The organism is Peribacillus sp. Hz7 (assembly GCF_042136355.1).
Classification (GTDB): domain Bacteria; phylum Bacillota; class Bacilli; order Bacillales; family DSM-1321; genus Peribacillus; species Peribacillus asahii_A.
The window spans coordinates 233,420-250,215 of the sequence record NZ_JBHHJV010000002.1 but is presented as its reverse complement, the minus strand read 5'-3'; the positions used below and the strand labels follow the sequence as shown (position 1 = coordinate 250,215).

The 16,796-nt window shown below is 38.4% G+C and carries 18 protein-coding genes and 1 other RNA gene; 16 read left to right on the top strand and 3 right to left on the bottom strand.

The genetic code is table 11. The annotated features are described in order from the left end of the window. Positions 1 to 70: 70 nt before the first annotated feature. The 6 genes from ACE199_RS04790 (at position 71) to ACE199_RS04765 (ending at position 4,059) form a co-directional block, all read left to right on the top strand. Positions 71 to 241: a YpmA family protein gene (locus tag ACE199_RS04790; protein WP_375348815.1), complete on the top strand. Its 171-nt coding sequence runs from the start codon at positions 71 to 73 to the stop codon at positions 239 to 241. 14 nt (positions 242 to 255) lie between these two features. Further along, the gene (locus tag ACE199_RS04785) at positions 256 to 732 is read left to right on the top strand and encodes a cell wall elongation regulator TseB-like domain-containing protein (protein WP_375348814.1); all 477 of its coding nucleotides are present in this window, start codon (positions 256 to 258) and stop codon (positions 730 to 732) included. A 19-nt stretch (positions 733 to 751) separates the two neighbouring features. Beyond that, on the top strand, positions 752 to 1,936 hold the full coding sequence (locus ACE199_RS04780) for a pyridoxal phosphate-dependent aminotransferase (protein WP_252286572.1): 1,185 nt from the start codon (positions 752 to 754) through the stop codon (positions 1,934 to 1,936). A gap of 226 nt (positions 1,937 to 2,162) precedes the next feature. Next, positions 2,163 to 2,861 carry a DnaD domain protein gene (locus ACE199_RS04775; protein WP_375348813.1) on the top strand — a complete coding sequence of 233 codons (699 nt, stop codon included), beginning with the start codon at positions 2,163 to 2,165 and terminating at the stop codon, positions 2,859 to 2,861. Positions 2,862 to 2,875: 14 nt separating this feature from the next. Then, on the top strand, positions 2,876 to 3,532 hold the full coding sequence (gene nth, locus ACE199_RS04770) for an endonuclease III (protein ID WP_375348812.1): 657 nt from the start codon (positions 2,876 to 2,878) through the stop codon (positions 3,530 to 3,532). After that, positions 3,529 to 4,059 (top strand): YpoC family protein, encoded by a 531-nt coding sequence (locus tag ACE199_RS04765; protein WP_375348811.1) that lies wholly within the window; start codon positions 3,529 to 3,531, stop codon positions 4,057 to 4,059. Before nth ends, ACE199_RS04765 begins: the two co-directional genes overlap by 4 nt. A gap of 22 nt (positions 4,060 to 4,081) precedes the next feature. On the opposite strand, the gene ACE199_RS04760 is transcribed toward ACE199_RS04765, so the two are convergent. Next, positions 4,082 to 6,814: a transglycosylase domain-containing protein gene (locus tag ACE199_RS04760; protein ID WP_375348810.1), complete on the bottom strand. Its 2,733-nt coding sequence runs from the start codon at positions 6,812 to 6,814 to the stop codon at positions 4,082 to 4,084. Positions 6,815 to 6,844: 30 nt separating this feature from the next. Continuing rightward, on the bottom strand, positions 6,845 to 7,456 hold the full coding sequence (recU, locus tag ACE199_RS04755; protein ID WP_119115313.1) for a Holliday junction resolvase RecU: 612 nt from the start codon (positions 7,454 to 7,456) through the stop codon (positions 6,845 to 6,847). Positions 7,457 to 7,683: 227 nt separating this feature from the next. Between recU and ACE199_RS04750 the strand changes: the two genes are divergently transcribed. The 4 genes from ACE199_RS04750 (at position 7,684) to ACE199_RS04735 (ending at position 10,152) form a co-directional block, all read left to right on the top strand. Continuing rightward, a complete protein-coding gene (locus ACE199_RS04750; RefSeq protein WP_375348809.1) occupies positions 7,684 to 8,610 on the top strand; it encodes a DUF2515 family protein in 927 nt (308 codons plus the stop codon). Between the two features lie 121 nt (positions 8,611 to 8,731). Next, positions 8,732 to 8,995, top strand: coding sequence for a hypothetical protein (locus tag ACE199_RS04745; protein WP_127761143.1), 264 nt, complete (start codon positions 8,732 to 8,734; stop codon positions 8,993 to 8,995). Between the two features lie 141 nt (positions 8,996 to 9,136). Then, positions 9,137 to 9,535 (top strand): YppE family protein, encoded by a 399-nt coding sequence (locus ACE199_RS04740; RefSeq protein WP_375348808.1) that lies wholly within the window; start codon positions 9,137 to 9,139, stop codon positions 9,533 to 9,535. Positions 9,536 to 9,606: 71 nt separating this feature from the next. After that, on the top strand, positions 9,607 to 10,152 hold the full coding sequence (locus ACE199_RS04735) for a YppG family protein (protein ID WP_252282557.1): 546 nt from the start codon (positions 9,607 to 9,609) through the stop codon (positions 10,150 to 10,152). 201 nt (positions 10,153 to 10,353) lie between these two features. On the opposite strand, the gene ACE199_RS04730 is transcribed toward ACE199_RS04735, so the two are convergent. Continuing rightward, the gene (locus ACE199_RS04730) at positions 10,354 to 10,824 is read right to left on the bottom strand and encodes an Hsp20/alpha crystallin family protein (protein WP_375348807.1); all 471 of its coding nucleotides are present in this window, start codon (positions 10,822 to 10,824) and stop codon (positions 10,354 to 10,356) included. Positions 10,825 to 10,956: 132 nt separating this feature from the next. Here ACE199_RS04730 and ACE199_RS04725 point away from each other — a divergent pair, with 132 nt between their 5' ends. The 6 genes from ACE199_RS04725 (at position 10,957) to rnpB (ending at position 16,796) form a co-directional block, all read left to right on the top strand. After that, positions 10,957 to 13,203: a DEAD/DEAH box helicase gene (locus tag ACE199_RS04725; protein WP_375348806.1), complete on the top strand. Its 2,247-nt coding sequence runs from the start codon at positions 10,957 to 10,959 to the stop codon at positions 13,201 to 13,203. A 33-nt stretch (positions 13,204 to 13,236) separates the two neighbouring features. Continuing rightward, complete coding sequence (locus tag ACE199_RS04720; protein WP_375348805.1) at positions 13,237 to 14,499, top strand: ribonuclease H-like domain-containing protein; 1,263 nt, start codon at positions 13,237 to 13,239, stop codon at positions 14,497 to 14,499. Positions 14,500 to 14,736: 237 nt separating this feature from the next. Beyond that, the gene (locus tag ACE199_RS04715; protein ID WP_375348804.1) at positions 14,737 to 15,207 is read left to right on the top strand and encodes a CotD family spore coat protein; all 471 of its coding nucleotides are present in this window, start codon (positions 14,737 to 14,739) and stop codon (positions 15,205 to 15,207) included. Between the two features lie 61 nt (positions 15,208 to 15,268). Continuing rightward, positions 15,269 to 15,817: an SLOG family protein gene (locus ACE199_RS04710; RefSeq protein ID WP_375348803.1), complete on the top strand. Its 549-nt coding sequence runs from the start codon at positions 15,269 to 15,271 to the stop codon at positions 15,815 to 15,817. Between the two features lie 201 nt (positions 15,818 to 16,018). Further along, the gene (gene gpsB, locus ACE199_RS04705) at positions 16,019 to 16,333 is read left to right on the top strand and encodes a cell division regulator GpsB (protein ID WP_375348802.1); all 315 of its coding nucleotides are present in this window, start codon (positions 16,019 to 16,021) and stop codon (positions 16,331 to 16,333) included. A 73-nt stretch (positions 16,334 to 16,406) separates the two neighbouring features. After that, positions 16,407 to 16,796: RNase P RNA component class B (rnpB, locus tag ACE199_RS04700), an RNA gene on the top strand.

Sequence of the window (16,796 nt, the reverse complement as noted above, 5' to 3'; positions counted from 1 at the left end):
AAGTGATGTCAAACCCCTTAATCTGACAGTGATTATTGACAATTTTCAGGTGATTGGAGGATGGATTTTCATGGAGAGCAAAGTTGAAGTGATTTCAACAGTCAAGGTGCAAGCTTCACCTGATTTATATAAAATTGTCGATGCATTGAATCGAAATTTGAAAAAACAAGATTTAATGTTTGGGTTGGCATTGGATTCAGAGGATCAAAAACAAGCTATCTTTACCATTTATCGTACATAGAAAGAGGGAAGAGATTGAAAAAGTGGTTAATCATTTCTTCTGTTCTTGTTGTTTGTTTTCTCGTCTTCGTGGCGGGTGCCTATATTAGAGCATTACAACCGAAAAATGAGGCGGCAGACATTGCGCTTGCAACAGCAGAAGAAAAAGCGGGAATAGAAAAGATGGATGAATTTTACCTGTATAATGGACACGAGTCTTATTCAGTGGTCGTCGGTACAACAAGCGGTGGAGATAAGCAAATCGTGTGGATTCCCGAAAACGATGAACAAAAAGTTGTCGTTGAACATGCTCGCAACGGTAAGTCTAAAGAAGACATACTTTCACAGGTTAAGAAAAACCGTAATCCTGCTGAAATTGTATCTGTTAAGCTTGGAATGGAAAAAAATGTGCCACTTTGGGAAGTGACGTATTTAGACGAGTCCAATAGCTATAACTACGATTATTACGATTTTAAAACAGGTGAATGGCTTAAATATTATCGCAGTATATAGAATGGAGGATTTTTTAATTATGAAATTAGCAAAACGAGTTCAAGCATTAACACCATCTACTACATTGGCTATTACAGCAAAAGCAAAGGAACTAAAAGCTCAAGGATTAGATATTATTGGACTAGGAGCAGGGGAACCAGATTATAATACACCAGCTCATATTATTGAAGCAGCGGTTCAATCAATGAATGAGGGACAAACAAAATATACGCCATCTGCTGGTTTACCAAAGTTAAAAGAAGTAATTATTGCTAAATTAAAGAAAGACCAAGGCTTAGACTATACACCATCTGAAATAATCGTTGGTACTGGTGCGAAGCATGCTCTATATACATTATTCCAAGCGATTCTAGATGAAGGCGATGAAGTGATCGTTCCGACTCCATATTGGGTAAGCTATCCTGAACAAATTAAATTAGCAGAAGGAACACCTGTATATGTAGAAGGAAAAGAGGAAAATCAATACAAAATTACAAAAGAGCAGTTAGAAGCAGCCATCACAGACCGTACAAAAGCGATTATCATTAATTCACCAAGTAACCCAACTGGTATGCTTTATACGAAAGAAGAGTTACAAGCGCTAGGAGAAGTATGTTTAGCACACGATATTCTAATCGTATCTGATGAAATTTATGAGAAATTGGTTTACGGTGGTGCACAACATGTATCAATTGCACAGCTTTCACCACAATTAAAAGAACAAACAATCATCATTAATGGGGTATCTAAATCTCATTCAATGACGGGTTGGAGAATTGGATATGCTGTAGGGAATGAAGCAATCATTAAAGCGATGACAAATTTAGCGAGCCATAGCACATCTAATCCTACAACAACAGCTCAATACGGAGCAATTGCTGCTTATGAAGGCACACAAGCACCAGTTGAAGAAATGCGTCAAGCATTTGAAAGTCGTCTAAATACAATTCATGCTAAATTAGTAGAAATTCCAGGCGTAACATGTATTAAGCCTCAAGGTGCGTTCTACTTATTCCCGAACGTAAAAGAAGCAGCTACATTAACTGGATATAGCAATGTTGATGATTTCGTAAAAGCGTTACTAGAAGAAGCGCTTGTTGCTGTTATTCCTGGTTCAGGTTTCGGTGCGCCTGATAATATTCGTTTATCTTATGCAACATCTCTTGAGCAGTTGGAAAAAGCCGTTGAAAGAATTCATACATTTGTTACAAATAAATTAGCATAATAAGTATTGAAAAGCTTGCAGGCTGTAACAGGCCTGCAAGCTTTTTTGCTTTGTTAAAGGCGTGTGAAACTATTGTTTCACACGCCTAAGCTAAAAATTATATGAGTCAATGTTATTTAGCAAAGTTTTATTAAAAAATCAACCGCGCTCGGCTTTTCTCGTTAAAATTATCCGCTTATTCGAATGCTGTGATTCATGTTATACTAAAATGGAGGTGTTCAAATATATGATAAAAGATCAACTGCAAGCGTGGTTTAAGCAAGGAACGCTTACCATTCCAACTTACTTATTAACTCATTATAAAATCATGGGGTTAAATGAACAGGAACTCGTCCTTTTACTTCAACTTCAAAACTTCACAGAAAAAGGGAATTCCTTTCCAACTCCTTCTCAATTATCAGAAGTCATGACATTTCAGGAATCGGAATGTCTGTTTTTAATTCAAAGCTTAATACAAAAAGGCTGTATTGGAATAGAAGTGGAGAAGAGTCAGGAATTTGGAAATGAGAAATATACTTTAGAGCCGTTATATGAAAAAATGCTGACCAGCTTTTTATTAACATTAAAAAAAGAGGAAGCGCTTGAAGCGCAACAATCAAGCGAGAGCCTTTATACGATTGTAGAACAAGAATTTGGCCGGCCTCTATCTCCATTTGAATGTGAAACATTGGCTATGTGGATAGATGATGGTCATGAACCGGATATTATTAAAGCAGCTTTAAGAGAAGCGGTCATTTCAGGGAAAATAAACTTCCGCTATATTGATCGAATTTTATTTGAATGGAAGAAGAATGGAATAAAAACACTAGAACAAGTACGTAAACAAACACAGAAATTTAGAGCCTACCAAAAACGAGATCGCACACAAGAGCAAACATCTTCTGTAGTAAAAGATATACCGTTTTATAATTGGCTTGAACAATAAAAAGGAGAGTACCTATGTTAACGAAAGCTCAAATTCGTCATTGTTTGGATGTTATGGCCGATATGTATCCAGATGCCCATTGTGAGCTCAATCATTCAAATCCGTTTGAATTGGTCATTGCGGTTGCTTTATCAGCGCAATGTACAGATGCGCTCGTCAATAAAGTAACGAAGAATTTATTTCAAAAATATAAAACACCGGAAGATTATTTGAGTGTGCCACTTGAAGAGCTGGAAAATGATATTCGCTCTATTGGACTATATCGGAATAAAGCAAAAAATATTCAAAAGCTCTCTAAAATGTTAATTGAGGATTATGGAAGAGAGGTGCCGCAGGATCGCGATGAATTAACGAACTTACCTGGTGTAGGCCGTAAAACAGCCAATGTCGTTGTTTCCGTTGCATTTGGTATTCCAGCTATGGCTGTGGATACTCATGTTGAAAGAGTGTCCAAGCGTCTTGGTATTTGTCGCTGGAAGGATAGTGTATTGGAAGTAGAAAAAACGTTAATGAAAAAAATTCCACGTGAAGAATGGTCGATTACGCATCATCGACTTATTTTTTTTGGCCGTTATCATTGCAAAGCACAATCACCGCAATGTGAGAAATGTCCGTTGCTTGACTTATGTCGAGAAGGAAAGAAACGAATGAAAAAGGTTATAGCTCCATGAGTGGAACGAATCGGTTACGTGTTCCAATAGAACTGCAATGTTCTTTGTTTTTTTCTGAAACAGAAATTATTGTGCCTGTTCAGGATATACAAAAGTGGGGAAAAATTGACAGGTGTATAATATTTCCTTATGACATGGCTTTTTTTGCTGGAATAGAGGCATATAAACCGTGGGAACATGTTCATAAACATATCCCGGATCTTTTGGGGAAGTGGAAAGAAATAGAGGAGTCTTGTCGTACCTACTTTACGGAACGGCAAGCTAAACGGGCTCTGGAGCCGATGAAAGAGGGAATCGCTCTTTTATTTATGATGTTGTTTTGGGTGCATGGTAAGCCTGTGTATCTGCAGGATTGGCCATTACACGTCGATACACTTGATATTAAACCAGTGAATGCAGTAGAACGTTTAACCTTTATTATGCAAGGTCCAGCACGTTATCATGCTTTTGTTCAACTGAGCGAATTGTTTCGCGAATTAGAAAAGCACTATGTAAAGAATCAAATAAAAAATCGCCTAAGGCAGTGAGCCTAGGCGATTTTTTATTTGATTATTGGCTTTGGTCCGTTTCACCAGGATCTGTTGTTTCTTCTTCTACTGCACCATCTTCTTCATCATCTTCTCGATTTCCTGGATTATTATTGGAACCATTGCCATTCCCATTACTATTGCCATTATCATTTCCATTACCGTTACCATTTCCATTATTTTTATCTGGATTGTCTGGGTTAGTTTCTGGATTATTATTCTCTTGGTCTGGTGGTGTGACATCATCTGGCTGTTCTTGTTCAGGGTTCGTTTCTTCAGGATTTTCTTCTGAACCATCCTCCAGTGCAGGATCTTCGTCAATTAGCTCTTCTTCTTCTGTACCATCAGGTATTGAAACGGAAGCTGAAACAGGTTTACTAGATTGACCATTCACAGTAGCAACAACTGAGAATGTATACGTACTACCAGGTGTAGGAGCATTCATCGTTAAGCCCATATCCTTTGTTGACGAAAGAACGGTTGCAGCTCCACCATCGACAGATACTTTTACCTCAAATTGAGGTGAGTCTTCTGGCTTTGGATAGCCCCATGATACATTAATAGCGTTACTTTCAGCATTATAGCTTGCGGATACACCTGTTGGTGCATTGGATTCTTTTTCTTTTTCTTTTTCCTTTTCTTCTTCTGTTTCTTTAGTATACTCTGTTGTGACTTGTTTTGGTTCGTGTCCTTGTACATAATACTCATAAGTTATTTGATCGCTAGGTGTGTATTGGTTAGCCTTTACAGCGGGATTTGACCCTTTAATAATGCCTACTTTTACGACACTGCTTGGCTGTTTAAAGTCTTCGGTTTGTTTTCCATTCGACACGTATTGCATGATGTTTTTGAAAATATACTTTGGTATTCTTTGAGAGGATTCTCCGAGATAATCAAAATCCTCCTTCGAACTATTATTATATCCAGCCCAAACCGTGAGTGTATAATTTGTTGTATACCCGGCCATCCAACTGTCTTTTACAGCAGAAGATGGAATATTATGTTCCGCTCGTTCAGCTGGAGTAAAGTTTGTTGATCCTGTTTTACCGGCTACTGGAAGACCTGGAATATTCGCAAGTTGACCAGTACCGTAGCTTTCTGAAAGAACACTCTGCAGCATATTTGAAACGATGAAGGCTGTTGAGTCTTTCATAACCGGCTCTGATACGGTTTTATTTTTAATTTCTGTTTTATCACGTAAAACGATTTTTTTAATCGTATGCGGCTTATTATAGATACCGTTATTTCCAAAGGCACTGTAAGCACCGGCTAGTTCCAATGTAGAAACTTCCATTCCGCCGCCGAGTGCAGATGATTCAACAATTCCTTCTTTCGGGAAGGAGATGCCTAGATTTGTAGTGAATTGTTTAGCATTGTCTAAACCTACTTCTTGTAATGTTTTTACAGCAGGAATATTCAATGAACGACCTAGTGCTTCACGAACGGTCATCGTACCATAATGGCGACCAGATGCGTTTTTAAGCGGTGTGCCATCGCTATATGCGTAAGGTTCATCGGTAATTTGATGATACGTAGACCAGTTTAAATATTCAACCGCTGGACCGTAGTCAATAATCGGTTTAATCGTTGAACCTGGAGAACGTTTCGTATCTGTTGCATAGTTCCAACCGCGTTTTACGGTTGTATTGCGTCCGCCGCCTATAGCTCGTATTTCGCCTGTTTGTGTGTCGAGCAGCGTAATACCAGCTTGAAGGGTTTCGTTTGGATAGCTGATGGTATCATTGCTATTTAATAGATTAAAGACATATTCTTGAGCATCTTTATCAATCGTTGTATAGATTTCAAGTCCATCTGTAAAGATGTTATAGTCGCCCATTTCTTGTACTTCCTCAATTACTAAATCGACAAAGGCATCATAAGGCGTTGTGTCCACTTGACTTGTATCTTTTGGTTTTAATCCTTCTTCAATGCTCTTGCTTTGAGCGTTTTTCATTTCTTCGTCTGAAATGTATCCGTGTTTATTCATTAAATGTAACACTACATTGCGGCGTTCTTTTGCTCGATCTGGGTGTCCGTATGGTTCATAGCGACTTGGGCTTTGAGGAAGACCCACAAGCATTGCTACTTCATGTAATTCTAATTCATCTAAATCTTTTCCATAATACGTTTTAGCAGCCGTTAAAATCCCGTTTGCACTATTAGCGAACCAGATTTTATTGACATACATTTCTAGTATTTCTTCTTTTGTATATTTACGTTCAAGTTGAATAGATAACCACATTTCTTGTACTTTTCGTTTAATCGTTTTATCTGGTGTTAGATAAGAACGCTTGACGACTTGCTGCGTAATCGTACTACCGCCTTGTGACCCGAATCCGCTAGTGATATTAGCCATAACAGCGCTAGTGAAACGAAGAAAATCGACCCCGTTATGTTTATAAAATCGACTATCCTCCGTTGCTAAAAAGGCGTTTTCAACGAGATCTGGAATGTCTTCATAATTGACGTAATCGCGCTTTTCTTTACCGACTTCGGCTAATAATTCGCCGTCTACATCTCTAATTTTTGAAGAAACGGGATCTTTTAACAAGCTTTCATCTAAGTCTGGAGCATCGCTAATAAAATAAGCTAAAGTTCCTAATCCAGCGAGTAGAACGACAATTCCAATTGTTACGAGAGTCAGAAAAATTCGTTTGAGCAACGTTTTAGGCTGTTTAGGGCCTTTGGATTCCTTTTTCTGTTTTTCCGCTTGTTTACGACGTCGTTCGCCTCGCGTTGTATATTTTTCATCCATGATGCTAACCTGCCTTTCTAAACAAACATACTAAAAATTTTCTTTAATAAGTAAATCTATTACTTTAATATAGTCAATTCTTGGTTGAAAGCCAAGAGGAATCTTTGTTGAGGTTGTCTCTACCTCTTGGATTGTAATGGATTTACGCCCCCCGGCATGCATTCTTTCCCAATAAACAAACAACTCCTTTGCAGGCATAAGGTAAATCGTATCTGTTATTGAAAAGCGCATAATGACAAAGGCAATTCCTCCTTGTGCCGTAACAGCCTGCATATGCTTAATCTGATGGTCATGAAAGTTTTTTAATGGAAAGGAAGCCGTGCTCTTTGTTTCCTTCGCTTCAAAATCAATATATTTTCCTTTATATACACCATTATAATCAGTTGTTGATGCCTGTTTAAAGTAGGCTTCTTTAATAATTGCGGCACTTCTTTTAGGGTAATGGACATCAACGATTTGAATCGGCGTTGGTTTTTTGTGAATAACAGCAATTCCATTTGTTAAGTAGTATTGATTGGTTTCGTTTAAATCGTCCTCCAATGTTTTTCCTCGATTACTATAGCTCATTTCTTTTGAGTGTGAGGGTTTTATTTTAGCTGGTTGCGGCATAAATTTACGCCCATTGGGATAATGAAAGGCCAACGTTCTTCCTCCTTTTTCACCTAATCGTATGATAGCAAAAAAAGTGAAAAAAAGGTGAATAAAACGAATCATTTCTCAAAACGATAGAGAATAGCTACGAAAAAACTATAAAATTGTCACAATTTACCATGAATGGTTATGTAATGACGGTAATGTCGTTGTTTGATTCCTTTCATTAATCATAGTATCTCACATAGTCTATCAAAACATAAATAGGTGGTATGTAGATGAATCAGCAACTTCTTAACACAATAAAAGGTTTAACGGAAAAAGGGAATAGAGATAATATCTCAAGAACAAAGGCCTATGAGCATTTTTTTAGCAAACATCCGGAAATTAGATGGTCCTTATTGGCTGGCGTAGTGTCTAGAAATGCAGGGTGGAATATGTGTGATCTTGCAGGGGACTGGTTGCCGCATATTTTGACAGAACGCTATCGACGCCAATTATTTTTAACGTATGAAGAAGCTAATTGGAGAATTTTTCAAGATGCTTACCCGCAATTATTGCTCTACCATTATTCGAAGAAATACAATCGTCCTTTGTTCCATTTAGGGAAACATTTTTTTATGACGACTTTCATGGAGAAAGAGTGGCAGCGGTTTTGGCAGCTTCGAGATGAAAAGCGGCTCGTATATGCCTTAATTATTAATGAGCAGCATGTTATTGAGCGGCCGGTTATTCGAAAACGCTCGTTTGTTTTTCATTCTGTTTTATTTTTACTGCAAGATTGGCTTCATTACAGTATGGTTTTGTTTCCAACTTGCTTCGGGCAACTGTATGGTTTTTCCGTTGCGAATTTTTGCGATGTAGATGCCCGTATCCATCTTGGGAAGAAACTATATGAGCTTCTATTTTCACCGGACCTATTTCCTTTCTTCTATCAATTTGTTCTTACAACAGAGCCGACGGGGGCGCGCTATGATTATGAACAATATGGGAATCATATTCCTACAGCAATGACACCGACCCTGCGAAAGACATATCCCATTATTTATCATTCAATAGATGGAACGGATCAATGGGATGTAAGAAATAGGATTAAATCGAAGTGGTTCCGTGCACCCAAAACGATGAAAAAAGCTTGCTTAACAGATTCGTATTATAAGAAACAGCAGCATATAGAGACAATAGTTAATATAATGTCGAAGTAACTGATAAATAGAGAATTTAGCACTTTTTTTGCCGATTTCCTTCTAGTTTTGTCAGGCAAGAAGGTCTTAGCTAACAAAGCAAGAATAGTATTAACTAGTAAAGACAGGGAGGGATGAACAAATGAGAAATAAAAACGTTGCAATCGATGAGATGTTGGCGATGATTGCAGATATTCATTCAAGCCTAGATGGTTTAGAAAAATCCTATGGCCTTGCTGTTAATACGGAGCGCTGTAAGCTATGGGCTGAGCAATATAAAATGGTCAATCAAACACAAGAGGCATTAGACGCAGTTGAGTCATCCTTAAAACAGAGTCCTGCGTATTCGATAAAGTTAGAGAAAGTACCTAAGAACATACAAGTAACGCCTAGTTTAGGCTATTAATAACAAGATGCAGCTGGAATTCAGCTGCATTTCTTTTTGAGCCGTTCTCTATTATAATTTAGAAGGCTATGTTTATTGATATTATTGAATTTAGAAGATATTTAACAGTGCTAATTAGAAAAAAGTAAAGTAGGGGAACGTATGGATGAGTACCAAAAAGTTATAGATTTAACAGAGCAATTAATTGTATTGGCAAAAGAAGCAGATGCAATCTACGAAGAGGTTCGAAAGGATGGGGAAGAGAAGGATTTCTATCATGAAGTTAAGCCGTTTGCAGATCGAGTACAGCTCGCCTGTGAACAATGGGAACAAAGAGTAAAACAATGGATGAAAGAAGCGGAGTTTAAGCACTTATTTCCGCAACAAATCGAACAGACTGCTCAGAACCTCACAGATGTATCTGTTCAAGCTTTTTTTCCGAAAACAAGTTATAAACGATTTAAGAGTCATGTGCAGTCAGTGTTATTTATTCTACAAAATGTTAAGATGGAAAGCGTGCGTATATTGGCACAAAAAGGTAAAGAAGACTCCTCACTTTAACTCACTATCTGTTGTTTCTTCACATATAGTATAGAAGAGAATGTCAGGAAATGGAGGAGGTTTCTTTCAAGATGATGAGAGCGAATTATCATCAAGGACATCCAAATCCCGGTTATTATCCGCAATCGATGCCGAATTATTGGGGAGGGTATTCTGAAGGGATGCAGTACCATGCTCAACCGATGCTATCGTATCCATTTCATGTAGCGGGTGATAGTGTGATGCAGCCGTATCAACAGAGTGGCATCCAACAAGAACCATATTCTTTTCAACCATATCCACAGCAGCCGATGAATATTGGAGGGGCTCAGACTCCGCAGGGAGCAACAATGTCGTCTTATTCTCCGACATCGCAATCATTTAATCCATTTGATAATCCATTGCAGCCACAAGTAAAGCGTCCGCCGTACCAAGCGTTCTCCAACCCTTATCCTAAACAGCAATTTATGCAAAAGGCACAGCCTTCGGGTTTTCAGTCTGTGCTTAATCAATTTAAAACACAGGATGGTTCCATGGATGTTACTAAAATGATGAATACAGCGGGGCAAATGGTTAATACATTTACGCAAATGTCATCGGTATTTAAAGGGGTAGGAAGTTTATTTAAAATAACATAAGAAAAGTGTAAGGCGCTCGTTTAGCGGCGGCAAGTATAAGATAAGCGGCTGGCAGATATGTTCTTTGTCTGTCGAAACGATTGGTTCAACTAACCATCAGTGGGGATGAAGGAAAACCCCCACTGATGGAAGTTTCACTTTATATTTTCTTATCTTTGAAAAAGGCAGAGGTTTATGTGCTATAACATAAACCTCTGCCTTTTATTCATGAATATTAATTTTGTTTCCTTTTAACTTAGGCAGCTTCAATTGGAGAATTCCATTACGATGAGAAGCAGTGACGTTCTGTTCATTAATAGGGGTAGGCAGGTGAATCGTTTTAGTTACTGTATTAGTTCCTTGTTTTCGATGAAAGAAACGAGAGGAAGGATGTTCAAGTGTTTCGCTTTGTGTATGTGTAATCGTAATTGTCACAGCTTGTGGCAATAGTTCAATGTTGATTTGCTCTTTTTTAATTCCTGGAAGGGAGGCAGTAATCAGATAATAATTAGGTTTATTAAAAAACTCTGTAGGAAAGCTTCGTTCTCTCATGGAGCCGAAGAAGTCATCAAGTGATTGCAGCATTCCCTTTACAGGCTTTTCTGAAAAAAGACGGTCCATCGTATGCATAAATTGTGAAAAAGGCTCTCGAGACAATTGCTTATCGTTATTTTTTTTATCAGAGGAGGTCATCGCACTGCTCCTTTCGGTTATTTCTTCACCTATAACCTATGTCAACCTAATGGGAAGGGTGAATGGTTAATCATACATCTAGTCATCTGAATGAATCTTCGTTACACTGTACAAATAAGGGGTGTAACGGAGATGAAGAAGAAATCACTTTCTGATGTAATTAAGGAATTAAGAACGAATGAGCAGATTATTCATTGGCATGAAATAGAGCCGAAGGAAGCGCGGACGAAAGCGCTGCCGAATGAAGTAGATTCACGTATTCAGGCGGCTTTGAAGAGGCGAGGAATCGATAGGCTATATACGCATCAATATAGCGCCTTTCAAACCGTTCAAAAAGGGGAACATATTGTGGCTGTTACGCCAACAGCGTCTGGAAAAACACTTTGTTACAACTTACCGGTTCTACAAGCGATTGCTGAAAATAATCAAAATCGAGCTCTGTATCTCTTTCCTACGAAAGCACTAGCTCAAGATCAAAAAAGTGAATTAAATGACATCATTAATGAGATGGGAATCGATATTAAAAGCTTTACCTATGATGGAGATACATCACCTGCTATTCGACAAAAAGTTCGAAAAGCAGGGCACATTGTCATTACTAATCCAGATATGCTTCATTCAGCGATTCTTCCTCATCATACAAAATGGGTGAGCTTATTTGAAAATCTAAAATATATTGTTATTGATGAGTTACATACGTATCGAGGTGTATTCGGGAGTCATGTTGCGAATGTAATCCGCCGTTTAAAACGAATTTGTGAATTTTATGGGAGCAATCCGGTTTTTATTTGTACATCAGCGACGATTGCGAATCCGAGAGAACTGGCCGAACAATTAACAGGGCATTCGATGCGGCTAATCGATGATAATGGGGCACCAAGCGGTCGAAAGCACTTTGTTTTTTATAATCCCCCGATTGTGAATCAGCCGCTTAATATAAGAAAAAGTGCAACTGTTGAAGTGAATCATTTAGCCAAGCAATTTTTACAAAATAATATTCAAACGATTGTTTTTGCAAGAAGTAGAGTACGGGTAGAAATTATTTTAAGCCATCTACAAGAGCTAGTAAAAAAAGAACTTGGTTCCAAATCGATTAGAGGATATCGCGGAGGATATTTACCGAAGCAGCGACGAGCAATTGAAAAAGGACTTCGAGAAGGAAGTATTATCGGGGTTGTTAGTACGAATGCGTTGGAACTAGGTGTTGATATTGGTCAGCTGCAAGTGTGTGTGATGACAGGATATCCAGGAAGCGTAGCAAGTACTTGGCAGCAAGCAGGACGAGCAGGAAGACGGCATGATGAAGCGTTAATTATTATGGTTGCGAGCTCTACTCCAATTGATCAATATATTGTGCAAAACCCTGATTACTTCTTTGATCGTTCACCAGAATATGCACGAATTAATCCTGAAAATCTCATTATTCTCGTAGATCATCTTAAGTGTGCGGCTTATGAATTGCCTTTTCGAACAGGAGAATCGTTTGGCTTGCTAGAAGTAGATGAACTACTAGAATATTTAGTAGAAGAGCGTGTACTACACCAAAATGGTGACAAATTTTATTGGGCTAATCAATCTTTTCCAGCGACCAATATTAGTTTGCGTTCCGCTTCTCAGGAAAATGTCGTCATTATTGACCAATCAGATGTCGCGAACGTAACTATTATCGGGGAAATGGATCGTTTTAGTGCAATGACACTGTTGCATGATGAAGCGATTTATTTACATGAGGGCATTCAGTATCAAGTAGAAAAGCTAGATTGGGAGCATAAAAAAGCGTACGTCAGAAAAGTAGATGTAGAATACTATACGGATGCCAACTTGGCCGTTCAGCTTAAAGTATTGGAGATTGATCGATCCGTAAATCGGAAACAGACAGCGATTCATTATGGTGATGTAACTGTTAATATGCTCCCGACGATTTTTAAAAAAATCCGTTTGACGACATTTGAAAATATCGGTTCGGGCCCTATTTATTTACCTGAAGAAGAATTGCATACGAGCTCTACTTGGCTTGAATTAAGAGAAGTAGACGAAGGGATAGGAGAGAAAGTGCTCGAGCAATTACTGTTAGGTATTGCTCATGTGCTTCAGCATATTGTCCCGATTCATGTGATGTGTGATCGACAAGATATCCATGTTGTTTCCCAAATTAAAGCGAATCACACTGGGTTACCAACGATTTTTTTATACGATCATTACCCAGGTGGAATTGGTTTGGCAGAGGATGTGTACAAACGGTTTGATGACATTCGAGCAGCAGCTGTACATTTAATCAGTCAATGTTTATGTGAGAACGGTTGTCCATCATGTGTTGGGATGGAACTAGACGGTATGAATGTGAAGCAAGCATGTATCAATCTGCTCAAGCAGTTTTAATCATTTGATCAGTAAATAGAGGTGTATGATATTTTGTCATTAAAATCGAAATTAAATCGTCTTAAGCTGCATATGAATAGAGAGGTGGAGCAGAATTCGCTTCAGACAAAGTCGGAAGAAAAAGCAATCCATCAAGTCGACATTCCATATGAAGATAAATGGCATCAAAATGATACAAGCTGTTATCATTTTGATGAATCTTATTGTTTTATTCGCGAAGTCCGCTATCCGCTTGATTATCAGCATGGTCGTTACTCTTTTTCACAATTACAAACTATTATGAAACAGTGGAACGCGGTGTCTTTTGATCACCCTCTATCTGGGAAGGGACTGGATAGTGGAGATTTATTCTTCTTTGATACTGAAACAACAGGACTTAGCGGTGGTGCAGGAAATACGATTTTTTTGCTCGGGTATGCCTATGTAACGGAAACAGAAGTGATTGTGAGACAGCACATTTTGCCGCAGCCAGGTCATGAAATTCCCCTGTATCAAAGTTTTTTAGAGCGAATTAATTATGAAACACTCGTTACCTATAATGGTAAATCTTTTGATTGGCCACAGTTAACGACACAGCATATGCTCATTAAAGAGCATGTGCCGAAGCTTCCGGAGTTTGGTCATTTTGATTTGTATCATGCTTCAAGACGACTTTGGAAAGATCAATTAGAGCGAGTTAAATTATCCGTTGTTGAAACAGATATTCTTGGAGTTGAACGAGTAAATGATATCCCTGGTTATTTAGCTCCAATGATTTATTTTGATTTTGTTGAGCGGAAGGATCCAGAAATTTTATTTGGAATTTTGAAGCATAATGAGTTAGATATTTTATCGCTGATTTCTTTGTACATTCACATTTCGAGACAAATTTTACAAATGGATGGGCATACCGATGAATCTATTAAAGTCGCTCGCTGGCTTGATTACATTGGGGAACAAGAAGTCGCTGTTTCAACGTATGAAGCAGTGAGAAAGTCAGGAAGTAATGGAGATCGGTTAACTGCTAGTCATGCTCTTGCTTTTCAAAAAAAACGTCATAAGCAGTTTCAAGAGGCCCTGGATCTTTGGCAAGAGATTGTGAAACATGGCAATTCGCAGCAGCGAATAGAAGCGAGTATTGAATGTGCAAAATTACACGAACATCAATTTAAGGACGTTGCCTCGGCCCTTGAGTATACGGAAAAAGCTTTGCAGGAAATAGAGAAAATCATAACAAAGAAAAGCGTGTCTAAATGGCAAGAAAATCTTGAAAGAAGAATCAGTCGTCTAAAACGTAAACGAAATCATGATGATTAACACTTTACTGTATTGAAATATATAGAAAGAAAGTGGAGATTGGAAGCATGTATAAAACGACTTTAGTTTTATTTTTTGTTGTCCTTTGCCTAACGATTATTGTTTTGACAACGTTTAAAGAGAGTTTCTATTCTTTTTTATGAAGAAAAATTAGGTCTTTTCATCAGTACACGTGTACCTTTCGCTTCATAGTCTGTAAGTGTAAGGCAAAACTAAGACGAAAGGGGACGCTTTTATATGTTTAATCGTAACTCGGGCGGTTATAAACCATATCCTGGAAAGATGCCTACAAACGTTGCAGGTGCTGCGATGGGAGGAGCACCTTATTGTCCACCAACGAACGTCTCGCCGGCACAATTTGGCCCTATGCCACCTAACGTCTCGCCAGCACAAATGGGTCCTATGCCGACTCAAGTCTCGCCAGCACAATTTGGCCCTATGCCAACACAAGTTGCACCAACACAAGTTGCTCCGGCACAAGTTTCACCAACTCAACAAGTAGTGAAAACAAATGTAATGAATACGGTTGTTCCACATGTTCATCCAACACATACAACGACTGTCAATAAACATGTGTTTACGCATCAACATTATTTTCCTCAGACACAATCGGTTGTGAATCAGTGCTTTAATCAACAAATGGTATGTTGTCCGCCGCCTCCGTGTCCACCACCTTGTCCACCGAGACCATTCGGATTCGGATTTTAATCCATACAAGGGCCAAAGCTGCCCTTGTATTCATACATAAGAAAGGAATGCATAACGTTTAATGAAAGTTTTGTATGTAACAGGTTATAAAGCATTTGAATTCGGTATTTTTAAGAACGACCATGAAGCGGTAAAATATATTAAAAAAGCGATAAGAAATCGCCTGCAGCCTTTAGTAGAAGAAGGGCTGGAATGGGTGATTATTTCTGGACAGTTGGGAACGGAATTGTGGGCAGCTGAGGTTGTTTTTGAGTTGCAAGAAGAATACTCGGATATTAAGCTTGGTGTTTTATTGCCTTTTTTAAAGCAAGAAGAATCGTGGAATGAGTTAAATCAAGCATACTATGAATCGATACTAGCACGAGCTGATTTTGTGGACGCTATTTTTAAAAAGCCTTACGAAGGGCCACAGCAATTACGTATTAAAAATGAGTATATGATTCAAAAAAGTGACGCTATGCTGATTGTTTATGATGTAGAAAAAGAAGGATCACCGAAGTTTGCTTATTTCGCCGCGCTAAAGCGTCATGAACAGGAGGAATATCCGATTTTGGTTATTAGTTTGGATGACCTTCAGCAGGCCGCTGAAGAAAGCGAGTGGACAGATTAATCGTTAGCGTACATTGTTTCACGTAAGGTTCCGTTAGCGAATGTTGTTGATTTATGCGATTTTGGCTTAAATGAGCCAAAAATCAACAATATTATTTACAGAACCTGACGTAAAAATGATCAGTTTCGTTGACAAATCCGTAGAGATTTGAAAAAATATAATCAAATTCGATGATTAGCGAAAGTATTGAGGTGAAATCTTATGCTATCTGATAAGATCAAATTAACGGCTAAAGATATTTTAGAGAAAGATTTTAAAACAGCTATGCGCGGTTATAAACCAGAAGATGTAGATCAGTTTTTAGATTTAATTATAAAAGATTATGAGGCCTTTCATCAAGAAATTGAAGACTTGAAGCAGGAAAATCTCAAGTTGAAGAAACAATCGGAGACTGTTACACCCCAACGCCCGGCACAGCCTGTACAAAGCACGTCTCCAGGGACAACAAACTTTGATATCTTGAAACGTCTATCCAACCTAGAGAAACACGTTTTTGGCAGTAAATTGTTTGATTAGGAACTGATTTTTTTAGTCTGGTATTAATTTCTATTGTTTTTTATTATGAAGTTGGATATACTTATTTGTGTTGACGTTTGGGTAATTGCTGTAGCATTTTTTGCTATAGAGGAAAGTCCATGCTCGCACGGGCTGCGATGCCCGTAGTGTTCGTGCCTGGCGAAAAAATAAGCTTGGGCAACAGTTGAACTGTTGACGGCCGGGAAAATGCCTAAGTCCATTTTGGATATGGCATGAATACCTATAAAAGTGCCACAGTGACGTAGCCTTTCTAGAAATAGAAAGGGTGGAACGCGGTAAACCCCACGAGCGAGAAACCCAAATTATGGTAGGGGCGCTTTCTTTCTCGGAAATGAACGAGAAGAAGGACAGAAGCAATTGTTTCTGTAGATAGATGATTACCACCAAAGTACGAGATGATAAGTCGTTTGCAGTACTGAGGAACAAAACATGGCTTATAAAA

Coding starts and splice junctions, on each gene's coding strand:
- ACE199_RS04790 (WP_375348815.1), top strand. CDS start 71: ATGGAGAGCAAAGTTGAAGTGATTTCAACAGTCAAGGTGCAAGCTTCA.
- ACE199_RS04780 (WP_252286572.1), top strand. CDS start 752: ATGAAATTAGCAAAACGAGTTCAAGCATTAACACCATCTACTACATTG.
- ACE199_RS04775 (WP_375348813.1), top strand. CDS start 2,163: ATGATAAAAGATCAACTGCAAGCGTGGTTTAAGCAAGGAACGCTTACC.
- nth (WP_375348812.1), top strand. CDS start 2,876: ATGTTAACGAAAGCTCAAATTCGTCATTGTTTGGATGTTATGGCCGAT.
- ACE199_RS04765 (WP_375348811.1), top strand. CDS start 3,529: ATGAGTGGAACGAATCGGTTACGTGTTCCAATAGAACTGCAATGTTCT.
- ACE199_RS04760 (WP_375348810.1), bottom strand. CDS start 6,814: ATGGATGAAAAATATACAACGCGAGGCGAACGACGTCGTAAACAAGCG.
- ACE199_RS04750 (WP_375348809.1), top strand. CDS start 7,684: ATGAATCAGCAACTTCTTAACACAATAAAAGGTTTAACGGAAAAAGGG.
- ACE199_RS04745 (WP_127761143.1), top strand. CDS start 8,732: ATGAGAAATAAAAACGTTGCAATCGATGAGATGTTGGCGATGATTGCA.
- ACE199_RS04740 (WP_375348808.1), top strand. CDS start 9,137: ATGGATGAGTACCAAAAAGTTATAGATTTAACAGAGCAATTAATTGTA.
- ACE199_RS04735 (WP_252282557.1), top strand. CDS start 9,607: ATGATGAGAGCGAATTATCATCAAGGACATCCAAATCCCGGTTATTAT.
- ACE199_RS04730 (WP_375348807.1), bottom strand. CDS start 10,824: ATGACCTCCTCTGATAAAAAAAATAACGATAAGCAATTGTCTCGAGAG.
- ACE199_RS04725 (WP_375348806.1), top strand. CDS start 10,957: ATGAAGAAGAAATCACTTTCTGATGTAATTAAGGAATTAAGAACGAAT.
- ACE199_RS04715 (WP_375348804.1), top strand. CDS start 14,737: ATGTTTAATCGTAACTCGGGCGGTTATAAACCATATCCTGGAAAGATG.
- ACE199_RS04710 (WP_375348803.1), top strand. CDS start 15,269: ATGAAAGTTTTGTATGTAACAGGTTATAAAGCATTTGAATTCGGTATT.
- gpsB (WP_375348802.1), top strand. CDS start 16,019: ATGCTATCTGATAAGATCAAATTAACGGCTAAAGATATTTTAGAGAAA.